The organism is Nonomuraea sp. NPDC049624, from assembly GCF_040675255.1.
GTDB lineage: Bacteria > Actinomycetota > Actinomycetes > Streptosporangiales > Streptosporangiaceae > Nonomuraea.
In genome coordinates this window covers 715,983-735,779 of the sequence record NZ_JBFAOR010000005.1, presented here as the reverse complement: position 1 = coordinate 735,779, position 19,797 = coordinate 715,983, and the positions used below count along the sequence as shown (strand labels likewise).

Genomic DNA, 19,797 nt, shown 5'->3' with positions numbered 1-19,797 from the left:
CGGTAGACCGCCGAGGTGGCCCGGACGTTACGCCCGGGCGCACAGTGATGGACGCGGCCGGCGGGTTCAGCCGAGGCCGAAGCGGGGGATCGGCAGGTCCTCGGTGGCGACGTGCACGATGTGCGCCTCGGTGTAGACGTCGATGCTGTACCGGCCGCCCTCCCTGCCGAGGCCGCTGGCCTTCACGCCGCCGAAGGGCGTGCGCAGGTCGCGGATGTTCTGGGAGTTGATCCAGAGCATGCCGGCCTCGACGGACTGGGCCAGGCGGTGGGCGCGGCGCAGGTCGCTGGTCCACACGTAGGCGGCCAGGCCGTACCGGGTGGCGTTGGCCAGCTCCAGGGCCTCCGTCTCGGTGGAGAAGGGGGTGACGCAGACGACCGGGCCGAAGATCTCCTCCTGGAAGATGCGCATCGCGGGCGTCACGTCGGCGAAGACCGTGGCGGCCAGGAAGTTGCCCTCGGGCAGGCCGTCCGGACGGCCGCCGCCGGCCACCAGGCGGGCGCCCTCCTCGACGCCGGCCCGCACGTACGACATGACCCGCTCGTAGTGCTCGGGGTGGATGAGCGCGCCCAGCTCGGTCGCCAGGTCGTGCGGCGGCCCGACCCGCACCCGCGCGGCGCGCTCGGCGAGCCGGCCCACGAACTCCTCGTAGACGGTGTCCTGGACGAGGATCCGCGAGCTGGCCGTGCAGCGCTCGCCGTTGAGCGAGAAGACGCCGAACACGGCCGCGTCGAGCGCCCGGTCCAGGTCGGCGTCGTCGAAGACGAGCAGCGGGGACTTGCCGCCCAGCTCCATCGACAACGTCTTGAGGCCGGTGGCGGCGTCGCGCATGATCGTCTGGCCGGTGGCGGTCTCGCCGGTGAAGGAGATCACCGGCACGTCGGGGTGGGCCACCAGCGCCGCCCCGGCCTGCTCGCCGATGCCGTGGACGAGGTTGAACACGCCCTCGGGCAGCCCGGCCTCCTCCATGATCTCCGGCAGCAGGCTGGCCGAGAGCGGCGACCACTCGGCCGGCTTGAGCACCACCGGGCAGCCGGCCGCCAGCGCCGGGGCCAGTTTCCAGGTCTCCAGCATGAACGGCGTGTTCCACGGCGTGATCAGCCCGGCCACGCCGACCGGCTTGCGCACGACGTAGTTGAGCTGGGCCGAGCCGACGCGGTAGACGTCCTCGCCCAGGCTGCTGATGACGTCGGCGAAGAAGCGGAAGTTGTGCGCCGCCCGCCGGGCCTGGCCCCTGGCCTGGGTGATGGGCAGCCCGGTGTCGCCGCACTCCAGCTCGGCGATGCGCTCGTCGCGCGCCTCGATGGCCGCCGCGACGCCGCGCAGCACCGCCGCCCGCTCCTCGCCCGGCATCCGCGGCCACGGACCGTCGGTGAACGCCCTGAGCGCGGCGCGCACGGCCAGGTCGACGTCCTCGGCGTCCCCGGAGGCGACGGTCAGCGCGGGGCGGTTGGTCGCGGGTTCCAGCGAGGTGAACGTCTGGCCGGACACGCTGGGCACGTGGGCCCCGTCGATGTAGTGCTCCAGGTTCAACGGGCGATCTCCTTGCACTGGGACGGCGGCCCCCCGGCCACGGGTGCGATCGATCCCCTGTCGGACGTGCGGCCGGACCGCCACCTCATGGCACTCCTCCTCCGCCCCGCCACGATGGTTTCCCAGGTCGAAGGCCCAGCGGTAGGCCCCTCGCAACCCCGCGAAATCGTATAGGACATCGTCGATGATACATGGGGAACCTATGGACAGAAATATCTGATGTCGTACATGATTTGTCCATCGGGGCTGGACGCACGGCGCTTCGAGGAGGGGTGCGTATGCGATGTCCACGACGCCTGGTGTGGTTCGCCGCGATCGCTCTGGTGGTCTCCGCCTGCGGGACGAGCCAGGACGGCGGCGCCGCCAGGACGGCCTGCGGCACGGGCGAGCCCGCCACCGGGACCCCGATCACCGTCGGCGCGATCGTCACCGCGAGCGGCGGCATCGACTTCAGCTCGGCCACCAAGGCGGCCAAGGCGTACTTCGACTGCGTCAACGCCGGCGGCGGCATCGGCGGCCGTCCGGTCGAGTACCTGGTCGAGGACGACGGCCTCAACCCGCAGAAGGCCTCGGCCCTGGCCACCAAGCTGGCCGGCGACCGGGACCTGGTCGCCCTGGTCGGCGGCTCCAGCTTCGTCGCCTGCGGCGTCTCCGGCCCGATCTGGGAGCAGAACGGGCTGTTCGACGTGCTCGCGGTCGGCGTGCCGCGGGCGTGCTTCGAGTCGCCGCGCATCGCCCCGGTCAACGCGGGCCCTAGGGTCAGCGCCGTGGCCGCCGCCCAGTACGCGGTCGAGGTCAAGGGCGCCAGAAGGGTCGCCCAGATCAGCAACCGGGTGCCGGGCGTCGGCGACTGGACCCAGGACGGCGTGCGCGCCTACCTCAGGACCAAGGGCCTGACCTCGGCCGGCGACGTGCTGCACGACCCCGGCGTCAAGGACGCCACCGCCGTGCTCCTCGAAGCCATGCGGGGCCGCCCGGACGCGATCATCCTCCAGGACCCCGCCCCCGACGACGCCGCCATCCTCAAGGCGGCCCAGGCGCAGGGCCTCAAGGACAAGGTCACCTTCGTCTGCCTGACGCCCTGCTACGACACCACCTTCCCCGGCCAGGTCGGCAGCTACTGGGAGGGCTTCGTGTCCAACTCCGAGTTCACCATGCTCGACGCCGGCACCCCCGACAACAAGCTCTGGCGCCGCGTCATGGACGAGTACGCCGACGACAAGGCCCCCCGCGACTCCTTCTCCCAGGGCGGCTTCCTGGCCGCCAAGATCTTCGTCGACACCCTGACCAGGACCGGCGGGACGATCGACCGCGCCTCGGTGAGCCGGGCACTGTCGCAGGTCAAGGGCTTCCGCAGCGACCTGCTCTGCGCCCCCTGGTACTTCGGCCGCGCCGCCCGCCACAACGCCAACCACGACACCCGCTACGTCACGATGAAGGGCGGCGGCTGGTCGAAGATCAAGGACTGCACGCCGACCCAGGACCCCGACCTTGCGCCGCTCCTGCGGGAGGAGAAGCAGTCGGGGCTGACCGGCTGATGTTGCCGTTCGTCATCAGCGGGCTCGCGCTCGGCGCCGTCTACGCGCTGTCGGGCGTGGGCATCGTCGTGCTCTACCGGGCCACGGGCGTGCTCAACCTGGCCTACGGCGCGCTCGGCGCGATCGGTGCGCTGCTGTCCTGGCAGCTCCTGCAGGACGGCTGGCCGGTCGTGCCCGCGCTGGCGGCCGCGCCGCTGCTGTCGGCGCTGCTGTCCGGCCTGTACGGCGGCCTGGTCGGCCCGCTCGTCGCCGCCCGCGACCCGCTGGTCAAGGCGGTGTGCACGCTCGGCCTCGCGCTCGTGCTGCTCGGCCTGTGCTACTGGACGTGGAGCGACGACCCGCGCACGCTCACCCTGCCGACCGACACGGCCGGGTTCGACGTGGGCGGCGCGCGCGTCACGCTCACCCAGACGCTCGCGCTGGCCCTGGCCGTGGCGCTGACCGCCGGGACCGCCGTGCTGCTGCGCCGGACCGGCTTCGGCACCGCCATGCGCGCGCTGGCCGACGACCGCGAGATCAGCGCGCTGCTCGGCGTGCCCATCCGGCGGGTCGAGACCGTCACCTGGGCCGCGGGCGGCGCGGTGGCCGGGCTGACCGGGCTGGTGCTCGGCTCGCTGACCCGGCTGGAGGCGGGCACCCTGACCTTCCTGGTGATCGCCTCGCTGGCGGCGGGCGTGGTCGGCCGCTTCCGGTCGCTGCCGGTCACGCTGGCGGCCGGGCTGGCGATCGGGCTGGCCGAGGCCCTGGGCGGGGCGTGGGACCAGACCGCGCCGTACCGGTCGGTGGCGCCGTTCGCGGTGGCCGTCGCGGCGATCCTGTGGCTGCAGCGCACCGGGGCGCGGGCCAGGCGCGGCGGCACGGTCGAGGTGCGCCCCGCCGACGCGCTGCCGGCGCGGACCCGGCCACTGCCGCCCGGCGACGCGCGCTCGGTGCTGCGCGTGGTGCTCGGGCTGGCCGCCGGGGCGGCGACGCTGGCGGTGCTCGTGCCCCTGGCCGTGGACGGCTACTGGGTGCGGGTGCTCACCTCCGCGGTCATCTTCGTCATCCCCGCCGCGGGCATCGCCCTGCTGTACGCCCGGCTCGGACTGGTCTCGCTCGGCCAGGTGGCGCTGCTCGGCGTCGGCGGCTGGGTGGCGCTGCGGCTGGCCTTCGCCACCGGGTGGCCGTTCCCGCTGGTCGTGCTGGCGGCAGGGGCGGTCACCTGCCTGGTCGGCATCGTGTACGGGCTGCCCGCGCTGCGCCTGTCCGGCGTGGACCTGGCCCTGGTGACGCTCATGGCCGGCGGGGCGTTCCAGGTGGCGTTCTCGGCGACCGGGTTCCCCGACGGCGGCCCCGGGTTCCTCGGGCGGGTGGCGGGCAGCGGGACGCAGCAGGCCATGCCGCGGCCCTCGATGGCGGCCTCCGACGCCGGGTTCTTCCGGTTCGCCGTGCTGTGCGCGGTGCTCGCGCTCGTCCTCGTCGTGCTGCACCAGCGCGGGCGGCCGGGCCGGGCGTGGGCGTCGATCAGGAGCGGCGAGGCCGGCGCGCTGGCCGTCGGCGTGGCCCTGACCAGGTACAAGGTGTGGGCGTTCGCGCTGGCGGCGTTCGTCACCGGGACCGCGGGGGCGCTGCTGGCCGCCAACACCGGGCGGCTGGACCCGATCTCGTTCCGGGCCTCGGACTCGGTGCTGCTGTTCGCCGTCGTCCTGGTCGGCGGCGCGTACGGGCTGACCGGCGTGGTGCTGTCCGGCGTGGTCGGCCAGGTCGTGCCCGCCGCCCTCGACGCCGCCGGGCTCGACGGCAACCTCATGCTCGTCGTCTTCGGCGCGGGCACCGTGCACGCCCTGGTCACCGCGCCGCGCGGCATCGGCGGGCAGCTAGAGGACCTGCGGCGGCGCGCATGAGGCTGGAGATCGAGGACCTGCGGGTGCGCTTCGGCGGCGTGCGCCCGCTGGACGGCGTCACCCTGACCTTCGACTCCGGCCTGTGCGGGCTCATCGGGCCCAACGGCGCGGGCAAGACCACCCTGTTCAACGTGTTGTCCGGCTTCGTCCGGCCGGTCTCCGGGCGGGTCACGGCCGGCGGCGCCGACCTGCTGGCGCTCGCGCCGCACCGGCGGGCCCGGTGGGGGCTGCGCCGCACGTTCCAGCAGGAGCAGGTGGTCGCCGAGCTGAGCGTGGCCGGCAACCTGCGCCTGGCCGCCGACCACCTGGGCGGCCCGGACGAGGGCCTGCTCGCGTTCTGCGGCCTGAGCGACCCCGGACGCCCGGCGGCCGAGCTGACGCTGCCGGAACGGCGGCGGCTCGAACTGGCCCGCGCCCTGGTCGGCACGCCCAGGATCGTGCTGCTCGACGAGCCGGCCGCCGGGCTGTCGGAGGCCGAGTCGCGGTCGCTGGCCGAGGTCGTGACGGCCGTGCCGGACCGGTTCGGGGCGCTCGTGGTGCTCATCGAGCACGACGTGGCCCTGGTCGGCGAGGTCTGCGCCACCACGGCCGTGCTGGACTTCGGCCGGCTGGTCGCGGCCGGCCCGACCGCGGCGGTGCTGGCCGACGAGCGGGTGCGCGCCGCCTACCTGGGGGAGGCGCCGTGAGCCTGGAGGTGCGCGGCCTGCGCGTGCGCAGAGGCGGGCGCGAGGTGCTGCACGACGTGACGCTCGACGTGCCGCCCGGCCGGATCACCGCGCTGCTCGGCGCGAACGGCGCGGGCAAGAGCACGCTCGTGCTCGCCGTGGCCGGGCTGCTGCCGGTCGAGGCGGGCACCGTCACCGCCGACGGCGACGAGCTGACCGGGCTGCGCCCCGAACGGGTCCGGGCGCTGGGCGTGGCCGCCGTGCCCGAGGGGCACCGGGTGCTGCGCTCGCTGAGCGTGGCCGACAACCTGCGGGTGGCCGGCCCCGACCCGGGACCGGCCCTGGCCGCCTTCCCCGAGCTGGCCGGGCTGCGCGACCGGCGGGCCGGCACGTTGTCCGGCGGCCAGCAGCAGATGCTCGCCCTGGCCCAGGCCGTCACCGGCGGGCCGCGGTACCTGCTGGTGGACGAGCTGTCCTTCGGCCTGGCCCCCGCCGTGGTGTCCAGGCTCGTCCCCGCCCTGGCCGCGCTCGCCGAGGCCGGCGCCGGGGTGCTGCTCATCGAGCAGTACACCCGGCTCGCCCTGGAGCTGGCCACCCGCGTGCACGTGCTGGACCGGGGCCGGGTCGTCCTGCACGGCACGCCGGACGAGCTGCGCGGCCGGCTGCGGTCGGCCTATCTGGGAGCGGGCGATGGAGACCTTTGACGTCGTCGTGGTCGGCGCGGGCTCGGCCGGCGCCGCGGTGGCCCGCCGGCTGGCCGACGACGCGGCGCTGCGCGTGCTGCTGCTGGAGGCGGGCGGCCCCGACGTCAACCCCGACATCCACGACCCCGGCGGGGTGTTCCGGCTGTGGGGCGGCCCCGAGGACTACGACTACCGGGTGGCGCCGCAGCGGCGGCTGGGCGGGCGGCGTCCGCACTGGCCGCGCGGGAAGGTGCTGGGCGGCTCGTCCTCGCTCAACGGCATGATCTTCGTCAGGGGCGCGCCGGCCGACTACGACGCCTGGGGGCCCGGCTGGTCGTACCCCGAGGTGTTGCCGTACTTCAAGCGGCTGGAGGACTTCGACCGCGGGCCCAGTGACCACCACGGCGTCGGCGGGCCGGTACGGGTGATCGCCGACTACGCGCCGCACCAGGTCAACGCGGCGATCGTGGCGGCCGCCGTGGAGCAGGGCCTGCCGTTCAACCCCGACTGCAACGGCGAGCGCCCCGACGGCGCCGGGTTCTGCCAGCTCACCATCCGGCACGGCCGCAGGCACAGCACGGCCGACGCCTACCTGCGCCCGCGCTGCGACCGGCCCGTCCTGGAGATCCGCACCGGGGCGCGCGCCCGCCGGCTGCTCCTGCGCGGACGGCGCTGCGTGGGCGTGGAGTACCGCCAGAACGGCCGCCTGCACCAGGTCGGGGCCGCCGCCCAGGTCGTGGTCAGCGCCGGGACCGTCGAGTCGCCGCGCCTGCTCCTGCTGAGCGGCCTCGGCGACGCGGCCGAGCTGCGCCGGCACGGCATCAAGGCGGTGGAGGACCTGCCCGGCGTCGGACGCAACCTGCACGACCACGCGCTCGTCCCGGTGATCGTGGCCGCCCGGCGGCCCGTGCCGCCCGCGATGCCCGGCCTGCAGCCGATGCACAGCCAGCTCTTCTGGCGCAGCCGCCCCGGGCTGCCCGGCCCCGACGTGCAGCCGCTGTTCTTCCACATCCCCCTGTACGACGAGGGCATGACCGGCCCGCCGGACGCCTTCACGCTCATGGCCGGGATCGTCCGGCCGGAGAGCAGGGGGCACCTGGCGCTGACCTCGGCCGACCCCGACGCGCCGCTGCACATCGACCCCGCCTACCTGGAGGCGGCCGCCGACCGCGCGTGCATGCGCGCGGCCGTCGAGCTGTGCCGGGAGCTGGCCCACGCCGCCGCCCTGCGGGAATGGGCGGGCGCGGAGCTGTATCCCGGTGACCGCGAACTGTCCGAGCACATAGAGAGGACCTTGGTGACCTACCACCATCAGGTCGGGACCTGCGCCATGGGAACCGTCGTGGACCAGCGGCTCAGAGTCCACGGCATCGACGGGCTGCGCGTCGCCGACGCCTCGGTGATGCCCGCCGTCACGTCAGGGAACACGAACGCGCCCGCCATCATGATCGGCGAGCGGTGCGCGGACATGGTGCGAGAGGAGATCGGCTCATGACCGGCCTGTACATCGGCGGCGCCTGGGGCCCGGCCGCGGACGGCGCGACGTTCGCCACGCTGGACCCGGCCGAGGCCACCGTGATCACCGAGTGCGCCGAGGCCGGCCCCGCCGACGTGGACCGCGCGGTGGCGGCGGCCAGGGCCGCGCTGGACGACCCGGCCTGGGCCGAGATGCCCGCCGCCGCCCGCGCGAGGCTGCTGTGGAAGGTGGCCGACCTGGTGGAGGAGCACGCCGACGAGCTGGCCGAGCTGGAGACCAGGGACAACGGCCAGCCGCTGGCGGTGGCGCGGAACGTGACCGTCCCCGGCACCGCCGAACATTTCCGATATTTCGCGGGATGGTGTACGAAAATCGAGGGCTCGGTGTTGCCCGTCTCGTACCCCGACACCCTGCACTACACCCGGCGCGAGCCGGTCGGCGTGTGCGCGCTCATCACTCCGTGGAACTTCCCGCTGATGATCGCCGCCTGGAAGCTCGCCCCCGCCCTCGCCTGCGGCAACACGGTGATCGTCAAGCCCGCCGAGCAGACCCCGCTGACCACGGTCCGGCTGGTGGAGCTGATGGCGCTGGCCGGGTTCCCGCCCGGCGTGGTCAACCTGCTGACCGGCGGCCCGGAGACCGGCGCGGCGCTGGCCGGGCACGCGGGCGTGGACAAGATCTCCTTCACCGGCTCGACGGCGGTCGGCCGCTCGCTCGTGCACGCCAGTGCGGACAACCTCAAGCGCCTGACGCTGGAGCTCGGCGGCAAGACCCCGAGCATCATCGCGGCCGACGCCGACATCGACGCCGCGGTGGCGGGCAACGTCCAGGGCGCGCTGTTCAACAGCGGCCAGGTCTGCGCCGCGTACTCGCGCTTCTACGTCGACCGCAAGCGCGTCGACGAGTTCACCTCGAAGATGGCCGCCGCGGCCGACGCGCTCAAGGTCGGACCCGGCCTCGACCCGGCCACCGACCTCGGCCCGCTGATCAGCGAGGACCACCTGATGGCCGTGGACGCCCACGTCCGCAGCGCGCTGTACGATGGCGCGCAACTCGTCACCGGCGGCAGGCGCGCCGAGGGCCCCGGCTTCTTCTACCGCCCGACCGTGTTCGCCGAGGTGACCGACGCCATGGCCGTGGCGCGCGAGGAGGTGTTCGGGCCCGTCATCCCGGTGCTGGCCTACGACGACCCCGACGAGATCGCCGGCCGCGCCAACGGACTGGAGTACGGCCTGGCCGCCTCCATCTGGACCAACGACCTGTCGACCGCCCACCGCCTGGCCGCCCGGATCCGGGCGGGAGCCGTGTTCATCAACATGATCCATGTGCCCGACGCCGCCACCACGTGGGGCGGCTACAAGGCCAGCGGGTGGGGGAGGGAGATGGGCCCGTACGCCATCGACGCCTACACCGAGGTCAAGGGCGTCTGGACGCACCTGGGGAGGGTGTGATGGGAGAGCTCGTCCTGGCAGCCAAGATCACGCATGTGCCGTCGATCTGGCTGTCGATCCAGCCGGGCAGGCACTTCGGCATCCGGCGGCCCGCCGAGCTGGCGCTCACCGAGGTGGGCAGGCGGGCGCGGGAGCTGGGGGTGGACACGTACCTGATCGCCGACACCCACTGGATGAACAGCATCGGCTTCCACCTCAACGGCAAGGAGCGCCACCGCGGCTCCTACGCCAGCCACGAGCTGCCGCACTTCATCCACGACCTGGAGTACGACTATCCGGGCGACCCCGAGCTGGCCGAGCTGATCCGCGCCGAGATCGCCGCCGGTGGGCAGAAGGCGCTCGTGCACACCTACCGCGACCTGGGCCTGGAGTACGCGACGCTGGTGCCGATGCACTTCATGAACGAGGACTCCGCCGTGCGGGTGCTGCCGATCGGCTGCAACATCTACTCCTCGATCGACGAGAACCGGCGCATCGGCGAGGCGCTGCTGCGCGGCATCCGGCAGAGTGACCGCCGGGTCGCCTTCCTGGCCAGCGGCTCGCTCTCGCACGCCTTCCCCTCCAACGAGACCGCCGAGTCGCTGCTCAACGAGGTCAGCAGCCCGCTCAACCGGAAGATCGACATGGCCGTGCTGGACATGTGGGCCGAAGGACGCATCGGCGAGTTCCTGGACATGTTGCCCGACTACAACGTGCGCTGCGCGGGGGAGGGCGCGATGGCGGACACGGCGATGTTGTTCGGGCTGCTGGGGTGGCGGTCGTACAAGGAGCGGGGGGAGCAGTTGTGCCCGTACTTCGGCTCGACGGGAACCGGACAGGTGGTCGTGGACTTCCCCGTGCCCGCGTACGATAAGATCTAAAATCATATGTGAAATAGGACAGACGGAGGTTCTGGATGGCGGGGCTGATCTCCCGGTGGGCCGTCCCCCGCTCCTCCGGCGCCCCGCGCGGACGGGCCGTCCGCGCGGGGGACCAGGCGCCGCGCGTGCTCGTGGTCGGGCAAGATGAGGGGATGACAGCGGGCGTCCAGCGTATCGTCGAGGTGACTCCGGGGGCGGAGCCGGTGAGGGCTCCGGGCGGTCGCGTCGAAGCGCCGGCGGGCGCGGGCTTCCGCGACGCCATCATGAAGGTCCTGCAGAGGTGATGGTGAGCAGCACGAGAAAACCGGCCCAGGCCAAGCGGCCCAAGGGCTCCAAGGCCGAGATCAGCTACGACCTGCTGCGGGCCCGCATCCTCGACGGCACGTACGGCCCCGGCTACCGGCTGGTCATGGACCAGCTCGCCCGGGAGACCGGCGTCAGCACGATCCCGCTGCGCGAGGCCGTGCGCAGGCTGCAGTCCGACGGGCTGGTCGAGGTCGTGCGCAACATCGGCGCCCGGGTCGCCGTCTTCGACTCGGTGCAGGTCGAGCACACCCTCAACGTGCTGGCCCGGCTGGAGGGCTACGCCACGGCCATCTGCGCGCCGCACATGGACGCGGCCAAGATCCAGGAGTCGCGGGAGATCAACGAGCGGATGAAGGAGGCGCTGGAGGAGTTCGACCCCACCTCCTTCACCGCGCTCAACCGCGAGTTCCACTTCTCCCTCTACCGCCACTGCCCCGACGAGCACCTCAACGCCCTGCTGGAGTCGGAGTGGGCGCGGCTCGACCACATGCGCCGCTCCAGCTTCACGTACGTGCCGGGGCGGGCGCGCAGGTCGGTGGAGGAGCACGACCACCTGCTGAGCCTGATCGAGGGCGACGCCGAGGCCGAGGTGATCGAGCAGGCGGCCCGCAACCACAAGATCGCCACCGCCGCCGCCCTGCACACCGCCCAGGTCTCCCGGCAACACTGACCTCCCGGCAGCGCCGCCGTCCTGCGGGGGGCTCTGGCGGTGTCGCGGGTCAGGGCTCCAGGGTGAAGAGCGTCCACTCCTCGCCCTGGGCCAGCCCGGCCAGCTCGCGGCCGCACTCCCGCAGCGCCTGCGGGCCCGAGGTGATGTGCTGGGCGCCCGCGTGCGCGTCCCGGAACAGGCGCTGGAGCAGGCCGTCGCGCAGCGCCGTCGTGCCGCCCGAGGCGTAGGCGAACCCGGCGATCTCGGTGAGCGTCGAGGTGGCGTGGTTGAGCGCGAGCCGCACCATCGTCTCCTGGCGGGTGGACAGCGTGCCGCCCGCGTCCAGGGTGCGTTCGACGTCGTCCCACGTCTCGCGGACCAGGGCGCGCGCCGCCCGCAGGGCCGCCTCGGCGCGGGCGAAACCGGTGTGGAAGGCGTCGCTGACGGCGAGCTGACCCGGACGTCCGGCGCGGGCCGCGACGTGCCGGCCCAGCTCGTCCAGCAGGCGGCGGCCGAGGCCGAGCGCCCAGGCGGAGTGGGCGATCAGCGCCTGGTCCAGCAGGCCCAGCCGGTAGATCGCGCCGCCGCGCAGGGGCTCCCGCTGGGCGAACGGATGCGTGCGCGACTCCGGCACGAAGACGCCGTCGATGGCGTAGTCGAGGCTGCCGGTGGCGCGCAGGCCCAGGACGTCCCAGTTGCCGAGCAGCTCGGCGTCCTCGGCGGGGGTGATGAAGATGCGCTCCTCGCCGGTGTCCTCCACGACGCCCAGGCTGTGCACGTACTGGGCGTGCGGCATGGCCGAGGCGAAGCCCCAGCGGCCGGTCAGCCGGAAGCCGCCGTCCTCGCGCACGGCGGTGCCCGGCCGGGTGCCCTGGCCCGCGAACAGCGGCGTGCGTGGGCCGCCGAAGATGTGCTCGACGGCGTCGTCGCCCAGGTAGGCGCCCGCCGTGCCGTTCTCCAGCGTGGTGGCCATGACCACCCAGCCGGTCGAGGCGTCGGCGTAGGTCAGCTCCTCGAAGAGGGCGAGCAGCTCCGACGGCGACAACTCCGAGCCGCCCAGCGGGGCGGGCAGCCAGATGCCGAACAGCCCGGCCTCGTGCAGGGCGGCCACGACGGGGTCGGTCAGCCGGCCCAGCGCCTCGGCCTCGGCCGCCTCGCTCTCGATCAGCGGGCGCAGGTCGCGGGCGCGGTCCAGGTGGGTGGGGCCGGCTGAGTGCAGTCGCGGCTTGTCGCTCATGTCCCGGTGCTCCTGTTCGTGATCGTCGGCGGTCCTTCCTCCGTCAGATCACGTCCCCACCCGGTTGTCCACCCCGCGCCGGAAATCCCGGTCCCGCACCCGGATGAGGGGCTGGCTTTGCATGAACATGCGTTGCAATGCATAATCTTCTTCTATGTCCAAGGTTCTCACCTCCCTGCCCACCGGCGAGCGGGTCGGCATCGCCTTCTCCGGCGGTCTCGACACCTCGGTGGCCGTCGCGTGGATGCGCGACAAGGGCGCCGTCCCGTGCACCTACACCGCCGACATCGGCCAGTACGACGAGCCCGACATCGCCTCGGTGCCCAGCCGCGCGCTGGCCTACGGGGCCGAGCTCGCGCGCCTGGTCGACTGCCGCGCCGCGTTGGTCGAGGAGGGCCTGGCCGCGCTCACCTGCGGCGCGTTCCACATCCGCTCGGGCGGCCGGGCCTACTTCAACACCACGCCGCTCGGCCGCGCCGTCACCGGGACCCTGCTGGTGCGGGCCATGCTCGAGGACGAGGTGCAGATCTGGGGCGACGGCTCCACGTTCAAGGGCAACGACATCGAGCGGTTCTACCGCTACGGCCTGCTGGCCAACCCCCACCTGCGCATCTACAAGCCGTGGCTCGACGCCGACTTCGTCTCCGAGCTCGGCGGGCGCAAGGAGATGTCGGAGTGGCTGCTCGCGCACGGGCTGCCCTACCGCGACAGCACCGAGAAGGCGTACTCGACCGACGCCAATATCTGGGGCGCCACCCACGAGGCCAAGACCCTCGAACACCTCGACACCGGCATCGAGACCGTCGAGCCGATCATGGGCGTGCGCTTCTGGGACCCCGAGGTCGAGATCCTCCCCGAGGACGTCACCATCGGCTTCGACCAGGGCCGCCCGGTCACGATCAACGGCAAGGAGTTCGGCTCCCCGGTCGACCTGGTCATGGAGGCCAACGCGATCGGCGGCCGGCACGGCCTGGGCATGTCCGACCAGATCGAGAACCGCATCATCGAGGCCAAGAGCCGCGGCATCTACGAGGCCCCCGGCATGGCGCTGCTGCACGCCGCCTACGAGCGCCTGGTCAACGCCATCCACAACGAGGACACCCTGGCCACGTACCACAACGAGGGCCGGCGGCTCGGCCGGCTCATGTACGAGGGCCGCTGGCTCGACCCGCAGGCGCTCATGCTGCGCGAGTCGCTGCAGCGCTGGGTCGGCACGGCGGTCACCGGCGAGGTCACCCTGAGGCTGCGCCGCGGCGAGGACTACTCGATCCTCGACACCACCGGCCCGGCCTTCAGCTACCACCCCGACAAGCTGTCGATGGAGCGCACCGAGGACTCCGCGTTCGGCCCGGTCGACCGCATCGGCCAGCTCACCATGCGCAACCTGGACATCGCCGACTCGCGCGCCAAGCTGGAGCAGTACGCCACGCTCGGCATGGTCGGCACCACCCACCCGGCGCTCATCGGCGCCGCGCAGGCGGCCTCGACCGGCCTCATCGGCGCGATGCCGCAGGGCGGCGCGGAGGCCATCGCCTCGCGCGGCGAGGTCTCCGAGGACGACGAACTGCTCGACCGCGCCGCCATGGAACTCGGCACCGACTGACCGCCCCGGGCCGTCCCCGGGCCGCCCACGCGGCCCGGGACCTCGCTCCGGCTGTGCCACCCGCCCGGCCCCGCCCCGGCCGGGCCACCCGCGAGGGGCGGGGTCAGCCGAAGTCCGGCCGGGGGGCGCGCGGAGCGCTCGCAGCCGCCTCGGCGAAGACGGTCTCCTCGGTGAAGACGGTCGCCTCTGCGTAGGCGGCCGCCTGCTCCGGCACCGCCGGCGGCGGCAGCTCCATGAGCGCCTGGATCGCGGACCTGCGCTTGTCCAGGCCCGCTTCGTCGATGCTGATCCGCCGCCGGTTCCGGCTCTTGTCTTCGGTCATGCTCGGCAACCGTAGTGAGCCGCACGTCAACGCGGGGCAACGGCACCGTCTTGTTTGGGCGCGGCCGCCCCGGCCGGACGGCGCCGCGACCTGGTCTGTTCCGGTTTTCCGCCATCGAGGTCGGCGGCCGGGCCCCATGGTGGCCCGCCCTCCTGCTGCCTAGCGTTGACCCTCGTGATCAGTCTGAAGGGTTTGACCAAGCGGTACGGCGACCGGACGGCGGTGGACGACCTGTCGCTGGAGCTGAGACCCGGCGCGGTGACCGGTTTCCTCGGGCCCAACGGCGCCGGGAAGTCCACCACGATGCGGCTCGTCCTCGGGCTCGACCGGCCCTCGGCGGGCACGGCGCTCGTCGGCGGCGTGCCGTACCACCGGATCAGGAACCCGCTGCGGACGGTCGGCGCGCTGCTCGACGCGCGGGCGCTGCACCCCGGGCGCAGCGGGCGGGCGCACCTGACCGCGCTGGCCCGCAGCAACGGCATCCCCGTGCGGCGGGTGGACGAGGTGCTGGAGAGCGTCGGCATGGCCGGGGCGGCGAACCGCCGGGCCGGGGCGCTCTCGCTCGGCATGAGCCAGCGGCTCGGCATCGCCGCCGCGCTGCTCGGCGACCCGGCGGTGCTGCTGTTCGACGAGCCCGTCAACGGGCTCGACCCCGACGGCGTGCGGTGGGTGCGCCGGCTCATGCGGTCGCTGGCCGCCGAGGGCCGCACGGTGTTCGTCTCCAGCCATCTGATGAGCGAGATGCAGCTCACCGCCGACCATCTGGTGGTGATCGGCAAGGGCCGGCTGATCGCCGACGCGCCTCTGGCCGAGGTCATCGGGCGCAGCTCGCTGACGGCCGTGCTGGCCCGCACCCCGCACGCCGGGGAGCTGGCCGGACGCCTGCGCGCCGCCGGGATCGCCGCCGAGCGCGTCGCCGAGAACGAGGTCGTCGCCACCGGCGCGCCCGTCGAGCGGGTGGGCGACCTGGCCTACGAGGCCGGGATCAGGCTGCACGGCCTGCGCACCCGGGAGGCGTCCCTGGAGCAGGCCTATCAGGAGCTGACGGAGAGCAGCGTGGAGTACGGGACGACATACGGGACGACGGAGGCGGGCGCGTGACGGCGGCGTTGTGGCAGGCGACACGGGCCGAGTGGGGCAAGTTGTGGTCGGTCCGGTCCACGTGGTGGTGCCTGGCCGGCGCGGCGGCGCTCATGGTGCTGACCGCCGTGGCCCTGGCAGCCGCCGCGGCCACCGACGCGGTCCGCGAGGGGGCGCCCGGCGCGCGGGTGACGGCGAGCGAGTCGGTGGTGTCGGCCACGTCGTTCGTGCAGTTCGCGCTGGTCGCCCTGGCCATGCTGGCGATCACGTCGGAGTACTCCTCGGGCGGCATCAGGGTCACGCTGCAGGCCACGCCGGTGCGCGGGCTCGTGCTGGCTGCCAAGGCGCTGGTGGTGGCGCCGGTGATGTTCGCCGCCGGGGTGCTGTCGGGGGCGGTGGCGACGGCGGCGGTCTACGTGGTGCTGCAGGCCGACGTGTTCGGCGGGCTGGTCGTGCTGCCGTTCGGGGAGGCCGTGCGGGACGTGGCGGGCGCAGGCGCGTTCTTCGCCCTGGTGGCGGTGACCACGCTGGGCGCCGGGGCCGCGATGCGCAGCGCGGCGGGCACGCTGACCGTGGTGTTCATGCTGCTCCTGGGCCTGCCGCTGGTGCTGCTGATGACCGGGAGCCAGGCGGCGCTGGACTTCTCGCTGCGCATGCCGACGTTCGCCGGGCTGGCGTTCATGGGCAGCGAGGACAACCTGACCGGCGGGCCCGTCCCGTACTCGGCGGGGGAGGGCCTGGCCTGGCTGCTGGGCTGGGCGGCGGCGGCGCTGGCGGCGGGCTACGCCGTGCTGCGCCGCCGCGACGCCTAGACTTCGGGCCCGTGTCGGACAACTTCGGGCCCATGCCAGGCAACCAGGAGAACACCGGCAGCCGGGCGGTCAAGGCATTCGAGCCCATGCCGGGCAACCAGGAGAACACCGGCAGCCGGGCGGTCAAGTCGCTGGCCGGGGTGCTGGCGGGCATGGCGCTCGGCGCGGTCGAGCTGGCCTTCCTCTGCCTGGCCTGGCCCGCCATCCTGGTCCCGGCCGCGCGTCCCCTGGCCCGGCGCGGCGCGGCGCGGCTCATGGCGCTCGAACGCGCCCGGCTGACCCGGTGGTTCGGCCACCCCGCCCCCACCCGCGACGGCGGCTACGCCTACCTCGCCGCCCGCGCCGCCCTGGGCGTGCTCGGCGGGTACGGCTGCGCCGTCGCCCTGTTCGTCGGCGGCCTGCTGCTGGGCGGCGGGGCGTGGGACCTGATCGTGGGCGGCTCGGACCCCGTCCCCGTCGAGCTGCCGGGCGTCCGGATCGTCACCACCGGCGGCATGCTGGGCCTGACCGGCGGCGTGGCCCTGCTGACGGTGACCGCGCTGCTCGCCCTGGCCGCCGGCGTGCTCGAACGCCGCCTGGCCGCCCACTTCCTCGGCCCCGGCGGCCGGGAGCTCATGCGCCGCCGCATCGCCGAGCTGACCGCCACCCGCTCGGGCATCGTCCGGGCCGTGGACGACGAGCGCCGCCGGATCGAACGCGACCTGCACGACGGCGTCCAGCAGCGCGGCGTGGCCCTGGCCATGCTGCTCGGCCGGGCCCGGCACGGCCACGACCACGAACGGACCGCCGAGCTGGTCGACCAGGCCTACGCCGAGTCCCGCCGCCTCCTGGACGAGCTGCGCAGCGTCGCCTGGCGCATCTACCCCACCGCCCTGGACGAGCTGGGCATCGAGGCCGCGCTGGCCGGGGTCGCCGAACGCGCCGCGGTGCCGGTCACCGTCCACTACGGGCTGTCGGCCCGGCCCGCCACGGAGATCGAGACCGCCCTGTACTTCGTGACCAGGGAGGCGATCACCAACGCGGTCAAGCACGCCCGTGCCCATGACATCCTGGTCGTCGTGGCCGACGACGAACGGACGGTGAGCGTGGCGATCTCCGACGACGGCGGGGGCGGCGCCGATCCCGCGGGTGGCGGCCTGTCCGGGCTGGCCCGCCGGGTCCTGGCGCTCGACGGCGCGTTCACCGTGGACAGCCCGCCCGGCGGGCCCACGAAGATCGTCGCCACGCTGCCCAAGGAGCCGCCGTGCGGCTGATCCTGGCCGACGACTCCGTGCTGCTGCGCGAGGGCCTGACCCGGCTGCTCGCCGAGGCCGGGCATGAGGTCGTCGCGGCCGTGGGCGACGCGCCCGCGCTGCTGGCCGCCGTCGCCGACCATCGGCCCGACGTGGCGGTGATCGACGTGCGCATGCCGCCCGGCCACAAGGACGAGGGGCTGCGGGCGGCCCTGGAGATCCGCGCGCGCCGGCCCGAGGTGGGCGTGCTCGTCCTGTCCCAGTACGTCGAGCCCCACTACGCCGCCACCCTGCTGGCCGGGCCCGCCGAAGGGCTCGGCTACCTGCTGAAGGACCGGGTCTCGGAGGTGGCCGACTTCCTCGACTCGCTCGAGCGCGTACGCGCCGGCGGCACCGCCTTCGACCCCGAGGTGGTGCGGCGGCTGCTGGCCCGCACCAGCCGCGCCGACCCGCTGAGCCGGCTCAGCCCGCGCGAGTCGGAGGTGCTGGCGCACCTGGCCCAGGGGCTGGTCAACGCGGCCATCGCCGAGCGCCTGCACGTCTCGGCGTCCACCGTGGAGAAGCACGTCAACGCCATCATGGACAAGCTCGACCTGCCGCGCGACACCGGCTACAGCAGGCGGGTGCTGGCGATCCTGCGCTACCTGGAGGGCTGACCCGGGCCGGCGCTCACACGTCGATCACGCGGGGCAGCGCCGGCGGGTTCGGCCGCGGCCGCCACTCGCGCGGGTAGCCGAGCGAGACCTCGATGAACGGCACGCCGTCGTGGTGGGTCAGGCGCGGGATGTGCAGGTGGCCGTACACGACGGCGGCGGCGTCGTATTCGCGGTGCCAGCGGGCGGTGCGCTCGGTGCCGCACCACTGCGCGAACTCCGGATGGGTGAGCACCCGCGTCGGCTCGCGGACCAGCGGATAGTGGTTGACCAGCACGGTCGGCAGCCCCGCGGGCCGGGCGGCCAGCCGCGCCTCGGTGTACTCGACCCGGGCCGCGCACCAGGCGTCCCTGCCGGGGTGGGGGTCGGGGTGGAGCATGACCTCGTCGGTGCAGACGATCCCCGCGTCGTAGGCCGTGCGCAGGGCCTCCTCCTTGGTCGTCGCGCCCTCCGGACGCCAGGTGTAGTCGTACAGGACGAACAGCGGCGCCACCGTGACCGGGCCGCGCGCCCCCTCCCACACCGGGTACGGGTCCTCCGGCGTGAGCACGCCGAGATCGCGGCAGAGCTCCACCAGGTACCGGTAGCGCTCCTCGCCGCGCAGCCGCACCGGGTCGCGGGCCGGCGTCCACAGCTCGTGGTTGCCGGGCGCCCAGACCACCCTCGCGAACCGGTCGGCCAGCAGCCGCAACGCCCAGCCGATGTCCGTCGTCAGCTCGCCGACGTCGCCCGCGACGAGCAGCCAGTCGCCGTCCGACCCGGGGCGCAGCTCCTCGACGAACGCGCGGTTGTCGGGATGGTGCACGTGCAGGTCGCTGACGGCGAGCAGGCGGGGAGCGGTGATCACGACTCGGATCGTACGCCGCCCGCGCCGCGATGTGGCGCGCGGTCCGCCGCGCAGGTTGATCATCGCGGCGGCGGGTAGGTACGTCACCTGTCCGCACCACGAAGAGGACCGCCATGACGACCGCGCCGACCCTCGTGCTCTCCGACGGCCGCGCCATGCCGCGCCTGGGCCTCGGCACCTGGCCGATGGACGACCGCCAGGCCCGCCAGGCCGTCGGCCACGCCCTCTCGCTCGGCTACCGGCTGATCGACACCGCCGCCAGCTACGGCAACGAGCGCGGCGTGGGCGCGGCGGTCGCCGAGTCGGACGTGCCGCGCGAGGAGCTGTTCGTCACCACGAAGCTGCGCGGCGCCCAGCACGGCTACGACCTGGCGCTGCGCGGGTTCGAGGAGAGCCGGTCCCGCCTCGGCCTCGACTACGTCGACCTCTACCTCATCCACTGGCCGCTGCCCGGCCACGGGCTGTTCGTCGACACCTGGAAGGCGTTCGTCCGGCTGCGGGAGGAGGGGCTGGCCCGCTCGATCGGCGTCTCCAACTTCACCCCTGAGCAGATCGAGCGGGTGGTCGACGCGAGCGGCGTGTGGCCCGCGGTCAACCAGGTCGAGCTGCACCCCGGCTTCCCCCAGCCCGGCCTGCTCGCCTGGCTCACCGGGCACGGCGTGGCGACCGAGTCGTGGAGCCCGCTCGGCGCCGGCGGCAAGCTGCTCGACGACCCGGCCGTCACCGAGATCGCCGCCGCGCACGACCGCACCCCCGCGCAGGTCGTGCTCCGCTGGCACGTGCAGCTCGGCGCGGTGCCGATCCCCAAGTCGGCCGACCCCGGGCGGATGCGCCACAACCTGGAGGTCTTCGACTTCGAGCTGTCGCCCGAGGAAATGGCGCGCATCTCGGCCCTGGGCGGCGGCGGCAGCCGCCTCGGCGGCGACCCCGACCACCACGTGGAGCTGTAAACCCCAAGAGTGCCCC

18 protein-coding genes are annotated in these 19,797 nt (G+C 73.9%); 14 read left to right on the top strand and 4 right to left on the bottom strand.

From position 1 onward, the window contains the following. Positions 1 to 66: 66 nt before the first annotated feature. Positions 67 to 1,533, bottom strand: coding sequence for a 5-carboxymethyl-2-hydroxymuconate semialdehyde dehydrogenase (gene hpaE, locus AB0J76_RS24335; protein ID WP_364390533.1), 1,467 nt, complete (start codon positions 1,531 to 1,533; stop codon positions 67 to 69). A gap of 278 nt (positions 1,534 to 1,811) precedes the next feature. Between hpaE and AB0J76_RS24330 the strand changes: the two genes are divergently transcribed. From AB0J76_RS24330 to AB0J76_RS24295, 8 genes are all read left to right on the top strand, one after another. After that, entirely contained in the window at positions 1,812 to 3,071 is a 1,260-nt protein-coding gene (locus AB0J76_RS24330) for an ABC transporter substrate-binding protein (RefSeq protein WP_352328229.1), read from the top strand. Beyond that, positions 3,071 to 4,954 carry an ABC transporter permease gene (locus tag AB0J76_RS24325; RefSeq protein ID WP_352328228.1) on the top strand — a complete coding sequence of 628 codons (1,884 nt, stop codon included), beginning with the start codon at positions 3,071 to 3,073 and terminating at the stop codon, positions 4,952 to 4,954. Before AB0J76_RS24330 ends, AB0J76_RS24325 begins: the two co-directional genes overlap by 1 nt. Continuing rightward, a complete protein-coding gene (locus tag AB0J76_RS24320) occupies positions 4,951 to 5,640 on the top strand; it encodes an ATP-binding cassette domain-containing protein (RefSeq protein WP_352328227.1) in 690 nt (229 codons plus the stop codon). Before AB0J76_RS24325 ends, AB0J76_RS24320 begins: the two co-directional genes overlap by 4 nt. Continuing rightward, positions 5,637 to 6,323 carry an ATP-binding cassette domain-containing protein gene (locus AB0J76_RS24315; RefSeq protein ID WP_352328226.1) on the top strand — a complete coding sequence of 229 codons (687 nt, stop codon included), beginning with the start codon at positions 5,637 to 5,639 and terminating at the stop codon, positions 6,321 to 6,323. Before AB0J76_RS24320 ends, AB0J76_RS24315 begins: the two co-directional genes overlap by 4 nt. After that, a complete protein-coding gene (locus tag AB0J76_RS24310; RefSeq protein ID WP_364390530.1) occupies positions 6,310 to 7,797 on the top strand; it encodes a GMC family oxidoreductase N-terminal domain-containing protein in 1,488 nt (495 codons plus the stop codon). Before AB0J76_RS24315 ends, AB0J76_RS24310 begins: the two co-directional genes overlap by 14 nt. Next, a complete protein-coding gene (locus tag AB0J76_RS24305) occupies positions 7,794 to 9,230 on the top strand; it encodes an aldehyde dehydrogenase family protein (protein WP_352330958.1) in 1,437 nt (478 codons plus the stop codon). Before AB0J76_RS24310 ends, AB0J76_RS24305 begins: the two co-directional genes overlap by 4 nt. Further along, positions 9,230 to 10,090 carry a 3,4-dihydroxyphenylacetate 2,3-dioxygenase gene (gene hpaD, locus AB0J76_RS24300; protein ID WP_352330956.1) on the top strand — a complete coding sequence of 287 codons (861 nt, stop codon included), beginning with the start codon at positions 9,230 to 9,232 and terminating at the stop codon, positions 10,088 to 10,090. Before AB0J76_RS24305 ends, hpaD begins: the two co-directional genes overlap by 1 nt. Before the next feature lie 283 nt (positions 10,091 to 10,373). Then, positions 10,374 to 11,066 (top strand): GntR family transcriptional regulator, encoded by a 693-nt coding sequence (locus AB0J76_RS24295; protein ID WP_364390575.1) that lies wholly within the window; start codon positions 10,374 to 10,376, stop codon positions 11,064 to 11,066. Positions 11,067 to 11,115: 49 nt separating this feature from the next. Here AB0J76_RS24295 and AB0J76_RS24290 read toward each other — a convergent pair whose 3' ends face one another. Beyond that, positions 11,116 to 12,282: an acyl-CoA dehydrogenase family protein gene (locus tag AB0J76_RS24290; RefSeq protein ID WP_352331056.1), complete on the bottom strand. Its 1,167-nt coding sequence runs from the start codon at positions 12,280 to 12,282 to the stop codon at positions 11,116 to 11,118. A gap of 154 nt (positions 12,283 to 12,436) precedes the next feature. On the opposite strand from AB0J76_RS24290, the gene argG reads away from it, so the two are divergent. Beyond that, positions 12,437 to 13,885: an argininosuccinate synthase gene (argG, locus tag AB0J76_RS24285; protein WP_364390527.1), complete on the top strand. Its 1,449-nt coding sequence runs from the start codon at positions 12,437 to 12,439 to the stop codon at positions 13,883 to 13,885. Positions 13,886 to 13,988: 103 nt separating this feature from the next. Here the strand turns inward: argG and AB0J76_RS24280 are convergent, their stop codons facing one another. Further along, positions 13,989 to 14,207, bottom strand: coding sequence for a hypothetical protein (locus tag AB0J76_RS24280; RefSeq protein WP_352331170.1), 219 nt, complete (start codon positions 14,205 to 14,207; stop codon positions 13,989 to 13,991). A 174-nt stretch (positions 14,208 to 14,381) separates the two neighbouring features. Between AB0J76_RS24280 and AB0J76_RS24275 the strand changes: the two genes are divergently transcribed. The 4 genes from AB0J76_RS24275 to AB0J76_RS24260 are packed head-to-tail and all read left to right on the top strand — an operon-like array spanning position 14,382 to position 17,987. Further along, positions 14,382 to 15,308, top strand: a complete 927-nt coding sequence (locus AB0J76_RS24275; RefSeq protein WP_352331169.1) for an ATP-binding cassette domain-containing protein — start codon at positions 14,382 to 14,384, stop codon at positions 15,306 to 15,308. Then, positions 15,305 to 16,099, top strand: a complete 795-nt coding sequence (locus AB0J76_RS24270) for an ABC transporter permease (RefSeq protein ID WP_364390525.1) — start codon at positions 15,305 to 15,307, stop codon at positions 16,097 to 16,099. The genes AB0J76_RS24275 and AB0J76_RS24270 overlap by 4 nt, the downstream gene beginning before the upstream one ends. Positions 16,100 to 16,110: 11 nt before the next feature. Continuing rightward, positions 16,111 to 17,352 (top strand): histidine kinase, encoded by a 1,242-nt coding sequence (locus tag AB0J76_RS24265; RefSeq protein WP_352327516.1) that lies wholly within the window; start codon positions 16,111 to 16,113, stop codon positions 17,350 to 17,352. Beyond that, the gene (locus AB0J76_RS24260; RefSeq protein ID WP_352327515.1) at positions 17,343 to 17,987 is read left to right on the top strand and encodes a response regulator transcription factor; all 645 of its coding nucleotides are present in this window, start codon (positions 17,343 to 17,345) and stop codon (positions 17,985 to 17,987) included. Before AB0J76_RS24265 ends, AB0J76_RS24260 begins: the two co-directional genes overlap by 10 nt. 13 nt (positions 17,988 to 18,000) lie before the next feature. On the opposite strand, the gene AB0J76_RS24255 is transcribed toward AB0J76_RS24260, so the two are convergent. Next, positions 18,001 to 18,828 (bottom strand): metallophosphoesterase, encoded by an 828-nt coding sequence (locus tag AB0J76_RS24255; protein WP_352327517.1) that lies wholly within the window; start codon positions 18,826 to 18,828, stop codon positions 18,001 to 18,003. 116 nt (positions 18,829 to 18,944) lie between these two features. Here AB0J76_RS24255 and AB0J76_RS24250 point away from each other — a divergent pair, with 116 nt between their 5' ends. After that, positions 18,945 to 19,781 (top strand): aldo/keto reductase, encoded by an 837-nt coding sequence (locus AB0J76_RS24250; RefSeq protein ID WP_352327514.1) that lies wholly within the window; start codon positions 18,945 to 18,947, stop codon positions 19,779 to 19,781. Positions 19,782 to 19,797: the final 16 nt, after the last annotated feature.

Bases quoted from the DNA above. Each gene is read 5' to 3' on its own strand.
- AB0J76_RS24330 (WP_352328229.1), top strand. From the start codon at position 1,812: ATGCGATGTCCACGACGCCTGGTGTGGTTCGCCGCGATCGCTCTGGTG.
- AB0J76_RS24325 (WP_352328228.1), top strand. From the start codon at position 3,071: ATGTTGCCGTTCGTCATCAGCGGGCTCGCGCTCGGCGCCGTCTACGCG.
- AB0J76_RS24320 (WP_352328227.1), top strand. From the start codon at position 4,951: ATGAGGCTGGAGATCGAGGACCTGCGGGTGCGCTTCGGCGGCGTGCGC.
- AB0J76_RS24310 (WP_364390530.1), top strand. From the start codon at position 6,310: ATGGAGACCTTTGACGTCGTCGTGGTCGGCGCGGGCTCGGCCGGCGCC.
- AB0J76_RS24305 (WP_352330958.1), top strand. From the start codon at position 7,794: ATGACCGGCCTGTACATCGGCGGCGCCTGGGGCCCGGCCGCGGACGGC.
- hpaD (WP_352330956.1), top strand. From the start codon at position 9,230: ATGGGAGAGCTCGTCCTGGCAGCCAAGATCACGCATGTGCCGTCGATC.
- AB0J76_RS24295 (WP_364390575.1), top strand. From the start codon at position 10,374: ATGGTGAGCAGCACGAGAAAACCGGCCCAGGCCAAGCGGCCCAAGGGC.
- AB0J76_RS24290 (WP_352331056.1), bottom strand. From the start codon at position 12,282: ATGAGCGACAAGCCGCGACTGCACTCAGCCGGCCCCACCCACCTGGAC.
- argG (WP_364390527.1), top strand. From the start codon at position 12,437: ATGTCCAAGGTTCTCACCTCCCTGCCCACCGGCGAGCGGGTCGGCATC.
- AB0J76_RS24280 (WP_352331170.1), bottom strand. From the start codon at position 14,207: ATGACCGAAGACAAGAGCCGGAACCGGCGGCGGATCAGCATCGACGAA.
- AB0J76_RS24250 (WP_352327514.1), top strand. From the start codon at position 18,945: ATGACGACCGCGCCGACCCTCGTGCTCTCCGACGGCCGCGCCATGCCG.